The sequence below is a fragment of the Sinomicrobium endophyticum genome (assembly GCF_052983315.1).
This window is the reverse complement of record NZ_JBRKIS010000020.1, coordinates 105,777-115,211: the sequence shown is the minus strand read 5'-3', so window position 1 is coordinate 115,211 and position 9,435 is coordinate 105,777. Positions and strand designations below refer to the sequence as shown.

10 protein-coding genes are annotated in these 9,435 nt (G+C 42.9%); 5 read left to right on the top strand and 5 right to left on the bottom strand.

Annotated features, from left to right (window positions below):
* The 4 genes from ACVBDU_RS06715 to ACVBDU_RS06700 form a co-directional block, all read right to left on the bottom strand.
* The coding region (locus tag ACVBDU_RS06715; protein ID WP_447178992.1) for a transposase at positions 1-1,040 on the bottom strand (1,040 nt) is incomplete at its 3' end.
* Between the two features lie 194 nt (positions 1,041-1,234).
* Positions 1,235-3,073: an ABC transporter ATP-binding protein gene (locus ACVBDU_RS06710; RefSeq protein WP_447178991.1), complete on the bottom strand. Its 1,839-nt coding sequence runs from the start codon at positions 3,071-3,073 to the stop codon at positions 1,235-1,237.
* A gap of 155 nt (positions 3,074-3,228) precedes the next feature.
* Positions 3,229-3,519 (bottom strand): hypothetical protein, encoded by a 291-nt coding sequence (locus ACVBDU_RS06705; protein ID WP_447178990.1) that lies wholly within the window; start codon positions 3,517-3,519, stop codon positions 3,229-3,231.
* Positions 3,520-3,618: 99 nt separating this feature from the next.
* Entirely contained in the window at positions 3,619-4,206 is a 588-nt protein-coding gene (locus ACVBDU_RS06700) for an NUDIX hydrolase (protein WP_447178989.1), read from the bottom strand.
* Positions 4,207-4,214: 8 nt separating this feature from the next.
* On the opposite strand from ACVBDU_RS06700, the gene pyrE reads away from it, so the two are divergent.
* Both pyrE and ACVBDU_RS06690 read left to right on the top strand, forming a co-directional pair.
* Positions 4,215-4,868 carry an orotate phosphoribosyltransferase gene (pyrE, locus tag ACVBDU_RS06695; protein WP_447178988.1) on the top strand — a complete coding sequence of 218 codons (654 nt, stop codon included), beginning with the start codon at positions 4,215-4,217 and terminating at the stop codon, positions 4,866-4,868.
* A gap of 81 nt (positions 4,869-4,949) precedes the next feature.
* Complete coding sequence (locus tag ACVBDU_RS06690) at positions 4,950-5,342, top strand: SRPBCC family protein (protein WP_447178987.1); 393 nt, start codon at positions 4,950-4,952, stop codon at positions 5,340-5,342.
* A gap of 80 nt (positions 5,343-5,422) precedes the next feature.
* Here ACVBDU_RS06690 and ACVBDU_RS06685 read toward each other — a convergent pair whose 3' ends face one another.
* The gene (locus ACVBDU_RS06685) at positions 5,423-6,154 is read right to left on the bottom strand and encodes a biotin--[acetyl-CoA-carboxylase] ligase (RefSeq protein WP_447178986.1); all 732 of its coding nucleotides are present in this window, start codon (positions 6,152-6,154) and stop codon (positions 5,423-5,425) included.
* Positions 6,155-6,334: 180 nt separating this feature from the next.
* Between ACVBDU_RS06685 and rsfS the strand changes: the two genes are divergently transcribed.
* The 3 genes from rsfS to ACVBDU_RS06670 all read left to right on the top strand — a co-directional run bounded on the left by rsfS (position 6,335) and on the right by ACVBDU_RS06670 (position 9,435).
* Positions 6,335-6,706, top strand: a complete 372-nt coding sequence (rsfS, locus tag ACVBDU_RS06680) for a ribosome silencing factor (RefSeq protein ID WP_447178985.1) — start codon at positions 6,335-6,337, stop codon at positions 6,704-6,706.
* A 30-nt stretch (positions 6,707-6,736) separates the two neighbouring features.
* Complete coding sequence (ftsH, locus tag ACVBDU_RS06675; RefSeq protein ID WP_447178984.1) at positions 6,737-8,677, top strand: ATP-dependent zinc metalloprotease FtsH; 1,941 nt, start codon at positions 6,737-6,739, stop codon at positions 8,675-8,677.
* Positions 8,678-8,826: 149 nt separating this feature from the next.
* A complete protein-coding gene (locus tag ACVBDU_RS06670) occupies positions 8,827-9,435 on the top strand; it encodes an LUD domain-containing protein (RefSeq protein WP_447178983.1) in 609 nt (202 codons plus the stop codon).

The following is a 9,435-nucleotide window of genomic DNA, read 5'->3' as shown; positions in this document are numbered from 1 at the left end:
ATGGTCTTGGTAAAACGTGTCCCTTCGTTAAAGGCATTGAAGCTCAGGTGTTCGATAAAACTGATCCTGTCGATTTGCAATTTGTGTACTTTGGCCCCGAACTCCACCTGTTTGATTTCCTTGCCCCTGACGATGGGACGTAGGTAATCCTTGCTCAAACTGATAATCCGCCCTTTAGGCTTGTTCCCAGTAGTAAAGTAAACATACTGCTGGGCATACACCTTTTGGGTAATCCTTAACCGATCATAAAACCGCTCAGGCATGGTAAAATCATAGTGCTTTTGCAACTGTTTTACAAAGGCTAAGAGTTTATGTAATAACTTGAGTAAGGCTCGGGTTAGGCTGCGGCGTTTCTTTATCGTTTTCTTACGCATTTTACTATACCCTATGTAGCGCTGTTTCCATTTGCGATACTTGCTACGGGGACGAGCAATGCCTAAAACTTTACAGATTTGACCCACTTGACGATATAACCAATCTACACACTCCCACAACAGTTTTTGATTGGTAGGATAACGCACTTGGCTCTCGTAACAAGTGGCATCCATAGTGATGTTTCCCGGTTCCGCTATATAATCCTTCCAATGGACATAAAGCGCCTTCTCCACATCGGTTATGGACAAGCAAGCCGCCAACTCACAACGGATCTGGCTGACGATCTTGTAATTGGTAAGTCGTTTTAACCCCAGGTGGATATCGCAGAAGAACTGGTAATCGATATTGCTATTGAGTTGCTCGATAAGTTTCCGGTCGGAACAGCCTGCATGATGTTTTAAAAACATCAGGGCTAATCGACCATGAGGACTAAACATCATACGGGTGCCTTTGCCAGACTCCTTTAACCCAAACTCCCTGACCAACGCATCCCAGGGAACTGCCTGGTAGATTTTGCCCAGATCGCTCTCAAAAAAGCGGTCCCTATAAGCAGATAATTCTTCGGTGGAAGATAAAAAGGATAAACGGTGCTGTAATTCGGAGATTCTTTGTAATTTCATCGATAGAGAAAATGAAAAAACCCCGTTTTTTGGCACTTTGGCCATTTTTCGGGGTTTTGTTTCTCTAATTTAAGGATTAATCCGTTGAATTACAAATGTTTATTTAATCCTGAAAGTGCCGATTTAGAAAGGCAATGAAATGGTCCTGGTTATTAGGTTACTGGGGTATTTAGTTAACACACAATAACCCAATAACTAAGTAACCATAAGATAACAGAAAAAATTCAGTACTTCTGCCCTTAGTTATACCCGACGGCCTGTAACGCAAACAACTCTGCATACAGGCCGTTGTTTTCCATAAGCGATTCGTGTGTTCCGTATTCCAGTACCCTGCCGTCTTTAAGCACTACAATGGTATCGGCCAGCCGTACTGTACTGAACCGGTGCGAAATTATTATGGCGGTCTTCTCTTCGGTAAGTCCTATGAACCGCTGAAAGGCTTCATACTCTGCCCGGGCGTCCAGTGCAGAAGTAGGCTCGTCGAGGATAGCGATTTTGGCATCCTTCATATATGCCCTGGCCAGCGCTATTTTTTGCCATTGTCCACCGGAGAGGTCCAGCCCGTCCGTAAACCTGCGTCCCAGTTTCTGATCATATTTTCCGGGAAGGGAAGCGATAACCTGGTCGGCCAGGCTTTGCTCAGCAGCGTTAAATATCCGGTCACGATTATGTACTTCTTCTATATTACCCACAGCTATATTTTCTCCTGCCGAAAAATTATACTTTACAAAATCCTGGAAGATCACCCCGAAAAGTCCCTGGTACGCTTCTTTGGAAAATTCCCGGATATCGGTTCCGTCCAGTAATATTTGTCCTTTTACCGGCTCGTAAAACCTAAGGGCGAGTTTTATAAGCGTGGTCTTCCCTGCACCGTTCTCTCCTACAAAGGCCAGTTTCCGGCCTGCAGGAACTTCAAAACTCACCCCTTTGAGCACATATTCTTCCCTTCCCGGGTATTTAAACCATACATCCACAAATTCCAGCCCCTGGTGAATAACATCCGGAACGGGTATCGTTGTTCCCGGATCATCGGAAGCGGTTTCCAGGTCCAGAAAATCGAAATAGTCTTTTAAGTACAGGGAGCTTTCCGTAATCTGGCTGAACCGGAAAAAAATGTTCTGCAACTGGCTTCGCAATCGGTTAAAGGACCCGGAAAGGAAGGTGAGGTCTCCAACGGTAAGCACACCTGCAACCACCCGGAAAATGATCAATACAAAAGCACCGTAATAAGACAGCACCCCCAGGATATTGAAAGCCCCTCCCCACAGGTTCCTCCGGATGGCCAGCTTGCGGGTTACTTTATAATAAGCGTCCGAGAGTTTCTTAAAACGGTCTGCTATATACGCCGTAAGACCGAACAACTTTACCTCTTTGGCCGTAATGTCACTGGCCCCTACATAGCGCAGGTCATCCAGTTCCCGCCGTTCGGTCGTCCAGCCACGTGCAAGGGAGTAGCTTTTCTGACTGAACTTTATTTCGTTGAGGAAGGCAGGTATAACCGCGAGGATGAGAAGTGCTATAAGCCAGGGCTCAAATACGGTAAGGGCCGTTATCAGGGAAATAACCGTGATACTGTCCTGCAACTGGGCCATAATATTGGACATCAGCGATACTCTCCCCACAGTTTGCCGGCGTGCCCTTTCGAGTTTATCATAAAAATCGGCATCTTCCAGTTGACTCAGTTCAATTTCCGCCGTTTTATTGATAATCTCCACGGATGATTTATTGGAATAAAGGTCGCCAATCAAAGTATCTGTCAGGTTTGTGGCCCTGCTGATCAGGTCGGAAATCACGGCCAATCCCAGTTCTATGGCTACCAAAACCCAAAGTCTTTCAAAATCCTTGTCGGCAGCGCCGATTTGCAGAACAACTTCATCCAGTATTAACTTACCGACCCACAAAAGGAGCACCGGAATGGCCGAATTAACAATACGGGCCAGTATATTGGCATAAAAAAGCCCGGGAGACACCTCCCGTATCTTCCCGAAAAATCTCGGAAGATACTGGAGGGAACCCAGGCGTTCTTTCCACCCTATTTTGGATGTACCGGAATCGGTAACAGACTTTTTCTGAGGCATAATTTTATGTTTTACCCGATAAATTTAGGGTTTTTAAACATTCAGAGACTAAGTTTTATCCCTTCGATATCCCGATAATTATCGGGATCAAGACATCGCCTTGGACTCTATTACGCGTCGGTATCCATCTGTTTTTATCCGACCAGACAGGTCATCTATTGTTTTTTCCAGGGTTTTCTGTTTTTGTATTTAGGACCGGTAAGGTCTTCCCTCTCCTTTCGGGTAACCACTTTTTGAGAGGTTTCTTCCTTTTGCCATATTTTACTGTTTTTGGCTTTGGGTCCCGTTACGGTTTCTCTTTCGGGAGTGTGGTACACTTTTATGTCCTTAGACTCTTTGTTCCACACTTTTTCATTTTTGACTTTTGGTCCGGTGTCAGCTCTCTGCTGACCGTAAGAAACGGACACAGCTAGCGCCGTACACATTAAAATTAATGTATTTTTCATGCTGTCTGTTTTTTGTGTATACTGCAAAAATAAGTATTAAAAAACAGCTTATTATTAAAAAATATATAAAATTTTACCCCGATAATGCGAATATGCCTGTTAAACAGAAAACAGGGTCCTTATATTAGCATAGGAATTTTGAAGTGCTTCGGATATCTTCTCCGGGTTCTTCCATTCCACCTTTTCAATACCTTCTTCGCATTGTGCTTTTAACTTTCCCGTATAGGTACTGCTCATAGCGTACCAATAGGTTTCTTTCAACTTGTAAGTACCGTTTCTTTTGAAAATATGGTAGGTCTTTTGTAATAAAGGCCCGAGTTTTAGTTTTTTTATACCGGTTTCTTCCTCAACCTCCCTTATTGCCGCTTCTTCAATGGATTCCTTTTTCTCCAACTTGCCTTTGGGCAAATCCCACTTGCCATTTCTGTAAATGAACAATATTTCATTTTCTGCATTAGTCACCAATCCACCCGCAGCTACCACAAGAGGTAATTTTTCCTGAAGTTTCTGCAATAATTGCCCCTCTTCCGGATAATACAAATGCGCCGCTTCTATTTCTCCTTTATTAAGCTGCCTGATAACCTCTTCTATACTTACACTCTCCAGTAAAAACGATTTATGTTTTACCTCTTTCGTAAGTATATTTGTTAAAATAATTGGATAATCATTTACAAAAACTTCATACATTTGTCACCATGGTTTTAGACAAAAATACCGCTAAGAAAACAGCAGAACTTTTGTTGCAAATTAATGCAATAAAATTGAATCCGAAAAATCCTTTTACATGGGCTTCGGGATGGAAATCACCCATCTATTGTGATAACAGAATTTCTCTATCCTTTCCACCTATCCGAAATTTTATCCGCGAGAATATGGCAAAGCAGATCGAGGAACATTACGGTAAGCCCGATGTTATTGCCGGAGTAGCTACCGGGGCCATTGGTATAGGTATACTGGTAGCGGAATCCCTGGGGCTTCCTTTCGTGTATGTAAGACCGGAACCAAAAAGTCACGGGAGACAAAACCAGATAGAGGGATTTCTGGACCACAGCCAGAACGTTGTGGTGGTGGAAGATCTTATCAGCACCGGAAAAAGCAGTCTCAATGCCGTAGAAGCACTCCGGGAACAGGGAGCAAATGTCAAAGGGATGATAGCTATTTTCTCTTACGGATTTGATGTTGCTGCTAAGAATTTCGAAGAAAAAAGTGTACACCTCGCTACATTGAGCAATTACGAATACCTGCTGGAACAAGCGGTAGAAACCAACTACATCAGTGAAACAGAACTCCACGCCCTGAAGGAATGGCGGACCAACCCGGCAGAATGGAAATCGACAGTGGTAAAATAATTTTCCCCGAAAGAACATCTTTACAGCAAGGACGGCACACAAATTGCATACGATGACATTCACACTAACACAAATTTGCATATGCACATAGAAAGTCCGAAAACAATAGTAAATAAATCTCAGGAAGAACTTTTTCACTTCCTTTCCGATGTAAAAAACTTTGAAACGCTGATGCCGGAAAACACCAGTATGTTCGAAGTAATTTCCGATAAAAAGTTTGCATTTGCACTTAAGGGAATGCCAGAAATAACCCTGGAACTCAAAGAAAAGAATGAGTTTGACCGTATTGTTCTGGGGGCCTCCAGCAATAAATTGCCTTTTACACTAACCGGAAACATCCGGGAGATCGAAGCAGATAAAAGCGAAGTAAGTCTTGTTTTCGAAGGCGAATTCAACGCCATGATGGGGATGATGATAAAAGGCCCTATCACCAGCTTTATCGGTACCCTTACGGAGAATATGGGGAAGTTGTGAAAAAGCCGGAAGCACGGAGTACGAAGTAAAATAATTCTCCTAACATACAACTTCGTGCTCCGTGCTCCATGCTTCCAACTTCAATACAACAGCTTCACTTCTTTCAAATCAAATTCTTTCCTCACCTGGTCTTCTTGCTGGATTATCAACTTTCCTGTTTCCGAAATACCTTTGATAAATCCCATAAACAACACGCCATCCTTATCGGTAAAAGTAGAAGGTTTGTCCCGCCGAAAAAGACTCCCTTCATATTGAGACTTCAATTCATCCAGGTTGCGGTCTACCAAAAATTTTTCACCGCTCTGTAATTCCATTACTATTCCGTGCATCAGTTCGTCCAGATTATACGTCACCCCTGTAATCATCTTTAGCGACCCCGCATTAGGCAATCCATTAAAATCCGTTTGATTCACATTAAGCCCCATGCCTATGACAGCCGCGTTCAGTTCTCCTTTTTTTATAATACTCTCAATAAGAACCCCGCATACCTTCTGGTTAGCTGACAAAATGTCGTTAGGCCATTTGATTTTCAGCCGCGGTATACCGATTTTTTTCAGGGCACGGATAATAGCCAGGGATGTGGCCATACTCAGGCAGAATATCTCTTCTTTACGAATACAGGATATTTTCTTATATACGCTAAATGTCAGGTTCTTACCAGACTCCGACTTCCACGATGTCCCCATCTGTCCTCTTCCCCTGGTCTGCTCACGGGTAACCACCACGGTATAATCCTGCAGAACCCCGGAAGTACTAAGCTCCTTTAAATAAGAATTCGTAGAATCAATGGCATTAAGTTTGATTATATGCATATGGAATACAAATGTTCTGTTAAATAGAATAGTTAAAGAAACAAAAAAGTAATAACTTTGCGAAAATAACCAATATCGGCAGGCATCGCCTCTGGTAATTAGGCAAAACGGGCGGGATGACTTACACCATATGTAAAAACAGTATGAGGCCCGGGTGCAAATTTAAACACATGAAAGTTAATGGCAAAAAAGAATAGTAGCACAGATGAACTCATTGCAATAATCTTGAAAGGGATAGAAGATGTTAAGGGAAAGGATATAAATATACTGGATTTAAGAGGGATTGAAAACACGGTTTGTGACTACTTCATCATCTGCAACGGTACCTCCAACACTCAGGTAAATGCCATTGTAAATTCCATTCAGAAAACAGTAAGTAAGGAAATCAAAGACAAGCCTTGGCATGTAGAAGGTACGGACAATGCCGAATGGGTACTCATGGACTATGTAAATGTAGTAGTACATGTTTTCCAGAAGCACATTCGCGAATACTACGACATTGAAGGTCTTTGGGGCGATGCAAAGGTAACCGCCGTTCCAACCGATTATTAATGAATATTTTCAGACAAAGACAAATAATTAATGGCAAAAGACAACCCGAATAACAAAAAACCGAGATTCAGTTCGTACTGGATTTATGCAATCATTTTGTTTGTAATTATCGGAGTAAACCTGTTTTCAGGGGGAAATAGCTGGCAAAAACTTACCGCCACCACTCCTTCCGAATTACAGGAATTTCTCAAAAACGGTGACGTAGAAAAAGTACTTATTATTACCAATACAAGACAGGCCAAAGTATTTCTTACCAAAGATGCCATGGCCAAGGAAGTGCATAAGGACGTAGGAGACAATTCCCTGCTTCCTGCTTCCGGATCTTCTCCTCAATACGAGGTGAAATTCGGTGATCTTCAGAATTTTGAGAATAAAATTAATAAAACCATACAGGAGAACAACCTGCCGACCGTTATCGGTTATGACCAGGAGTCCAACCTTTTCGGAGACTTTATCATTACCCTGCTGCCTTTTATTCTTATCATAGGGATATGGATATTCCTGATGCGCAGAATGGCGGGAGGCGGTGCCGGAGGTGCCGGCGGACAAATCTTCAATATAGGTAAATCCAAAGCGAGACTTTTTGACGAAAAGACAGAGACCAAAGTAACTTTTAAAGATGTTGCCGGTCTTGAAGGAGCCAAAGAAGAAGTCCAGGAAATTGTGGAATTCCTTAGAAATCCGGACAAATATACCTCCCTCGGTGGAAAGATTCCCAAAGGAGCTCTGCTCGTGGGGTCGCCGGGTACCGGTAAAACCCTTCTTGCCAAAGCAGTTGCAGGAGAGGCCAAAGTGCCTTTCTTCTCTCTTTCCGGTTCTGATTTTGTGGAAATGTTCGTAGGTGTAGGTGCGTCCAGGGTAAGGGACCTGTTTAAACAGGCCAAGGACAAATCGCCCGCCATTATATTTATTGATGAGATCGATGCCATCGGAAGGGCCAGGGGAAAAAATAATTTCACCGGGTCTAATGACGAACGTGAAAACACCCTGAACCAGCTGTTAACGGAAATGGACGGTTTTGACACCAACACAAACGTTATTGTCCTTGCCGCTACCAACCGTGCCGATGTACTGGATAAAGCACTTATGCGTGCGGGAAGGTTTGACAGACAGATTTTCGTGGACCTTCCGGACATCCGGGAACGAAAAGAGATTTTTGAAGTCCACCTCAGACCTATAAAAACATCCGAGGCTCTTGACCTGGAATTCCTGGCCAAGCAAACCCCCGGTTTTTCCGGAGCGGATATCGCCAATGTGTGTAACGAAGCGGCCCTTATTGCCGCAAGAAAAGGAAAAAAGGCAGTAGACAAACAAGATTTTCTGGATGCTGTAGACCGTATTATAGGTGGTCTGGAGAAGAAAAACAAGATCATAACTCCGGAAGAGAAAAAAACCATAGCGTTCCACGAAGCCGGTCATGCCACCGTAAGCTGGATGCTGGAACATGCCGCTCCTTTGGTGAAAGTAACTATCGTTCCGAGAGGTCAGTCCCTCGGTGCTGCCTGGTACCTCCCCGAAGAACGCCTGATTGTTCGTCCGGAGCAAATGCTGGATGAAATGTGCGCTGCATTAGGAGGAAGAGCTGCAGAAAAAGTAATATTCGGCAAGATCTCCACAGGCGCCCTTAGCGACCTGGAAAAGGTGACCAAACAAGCTAAAGCCATGGTAACCATCTACGGACTTAACGACAAGATAGGAAACCTGACTTATTACGATTCCAGCGGACAGAGCGAATATGGCTTTACCAAGCCCTATAGTGAAGAGACTGCCATCGTCATAGACCAGGAGATCTCCAACATTATAGAAGAACAATACGCAAGGGCTGTAAAGTTATTATCCGAGAACAGGGACAAGCTTACGGAACTTGCAGACAGACTGCTTGAAAAAGAGGTTATCTTCAAAGATGACCTGGAGAGAATTTTCGGCAGACGTCCCTATCAAAAAGAGGAAGAAGAAACCTTAGAAAAGTAATCTTCCGCCAGAATATTTCCACCCCCTGCCGGCTTAAGAACAATAAGCCGGCAGAGTTGTTGTAAATAACAGGTAAAACAAGGAGTTTCTCGAAGAATATTTTTAACTTTACATAAAAATAAAAGGCACTTTTTTCCGTTGAATATTGAATGAAGCTATTTAAGAAGATTTTAGACATTATAAACAAACCGCATCCTGCCGACGATCCCACTGCGGAAAGAGGTAAGTTTATGCCTAATATCGATCTTCCGGTAGACGAAAAATTCACCATAAATTTTAAGAAAAACGGAGGTAAATTTATTTATTGCGACTCTATAGAAGAGATTTGTGAAAGTTTTCAGAGTATACTTACCGAGAACAACTGGAGTGATAAAAAAATATTCTGTATAAACGCCAAACTGAAAGAAAAGTTTGAAAAGCTAGGGGGGCAGTTTTCTTCCAGCTACCAGGGAAGTTCCGCTTTTATAACCACCTGCGAAAACCTAGTTGCCGATAATGGCGCTATACTCATAAGTTCCAATCAGATAGGAGAACTCAAATTGCATGATCTTCCGGACAATTTAATACTTTTCGCTACTACCAGCCAGCTCGTAAATACCATAGGGGAAGGCCTTCGGGGGATTAAAAATAAGAACAAAGACCACATACCTACCAATATCACTACAATAAAACACTTCAATATACAGGGAGAAAAGAACTTTCTTAACTACGGAAGTAATTCAAAAAACCTATATTTGCTCCTTCTCGAAGATTTGTAG

Coding starts and splice junctions, on each gene's coding strand:
- pyrE (WP_447178988.1), top strand. CDS start 4,215: ATGGTTTTAGACAAAAATACCGCTAAGAAAACAGCAGAACTTTTGTTG.
- ACVBDU_RS06685 (WP_447178986.1), bottom strand. CDS start 6,154: ATGCATATAATCAAACTTAATGCCATTGATTCTACGAATTCTTATTTA.
- ACVBDU_RS06705 (WP_447178990.1), bottom strand. CDS start 3,519: ATGAAAAATACATTAATTTTAATGTGTACGGCGCTAGCTGTGTCCGTT.
- ACVBDU_RS06710 (WP_447178991.1), bottom strand. CDS start 3,073: ATGCCTCAGAAAAAGTCTGTTACCGATTCCGGTACATCCAAAATAGGG.
- ACVBDU_RS06690 (WP_447178987.1), top strand. CDS start 4,950: ATGCACATAGAAAGTCCGAAAACAATAGTAAATAAATCTCAGGAAGAA.
- rsfS (WP_447178985.1), top strand. CDS start 6,335: ATGGCAAAAAAGAATAGTAGCACAGATGAACTCATTGCAATAATCTTG.
- ACVBDU_RS06700 (WP_447178989.1), bottom strand. CDS start 4,206: ATGTATGAAGTTTTTGTAAATGATTATCCAATTATTTTAACAAATATA.
- ACVBDU_RS06670 (WP_447178983.1), top strand. CDS start 8,827: ATGAAGCTATTTAAGAAGATTTTAGACATTATAAACAAACCGCATCCT.
- ftsH (WP_447178984.1), top strand. CDS start 6,737: ATGGCAAAAGACAACCCGAATAACAAAAAACCGAGATTCAGTTCGTAC.